This is a genomic window from Pseudodonghicola xiamenensis DSM 18339 (assembly GCF_000429365.1).
GTDB classification, from domain to species: Bacteria; Pseudomonadota; Alphaproteobacteria; order Rhodobacterales; family Rhodobacteraceae; genus Pseudodonghicola; species Pseudodonghicola xiamenensis.
The window spans coordinates 1-703 of sequence record NZ_KE386893.1 but is presented as its reverse complement, the minus strand read 5'-3'; the positions used below and the strand labels follow the sequence as shown (position 1 = coordinate 703).

Below are 703 nucleotides of genomic sequence, written 5' to 3'. Positions count from 1 at the left end.
CGAGGAGACCATCTTCGCCCAGCAGGTTGTCCACCAGACCGTCTTCACCGAGGACACCGCCCAGCAGGCCGTCATCGCCGAGGACGCCATCGAGGAGGCCGTCTTCGCCCAGCAGGTTGTCCACCAGGCCGTCGTCTCCGAGGACACCGCCCAGCAGGCCATCGTCGCCGAGGACACCGCCCAGCAGACCGTCGTCGCCGGTCACCCCGCCAAGGAGACCACCGTCACCCAGCAGGTTGTCTACCAGGCCATCTTCACCGAGGACGCCGCCGAGCAGGCCGTCACCGCCGAGGACACCACCAAGCAGACCATCGTCGCCGGTTACGCCACCAAGGAGGCCATCGCCGCCCAGCAGGTCGTCCACCAGGCCGCCATCACCGACAACACCGCCCAGCAGGCCGTCGTCGCCGAGAAGACCACCAAGAGGACCGTCGTCGCTCAGCAGGTCATCGACAAGACCGCCGCTCTCGCTGCTGACACCGTCGCCCAGCAGGCCCTGACCACCGGTCAGACCACCCAGCAGGCCGTCGGAGCCGGTCAGACCACCCAGCAGGCCATCATCGCCCACCAGATCGCCCAGCAGCCCATCCGACCCGGTAACGCCGCCCAGCAGGCCGTCGTTGCCAGTCAGGCCGCCCAGCAGACCACCATCGCCAATGAGCGGATCGAGGATGCCGGAGCTATCGTCCGTCGGCTCGGTCGG

Annotated in this window: 1 protein-coding gene; it reads left to right on the top strand. The window is 68.6% G+C overall.

Going from position 1 to position 703, the window contains the following annotated elements:
- Positions 1-703 (top strand): ribonuclease E domain-containing protein (locus tag G455_RS27240; RefSeq protein WP_205620497.1); only part of this gene is annotated, 703 nt, incomplete at both ends.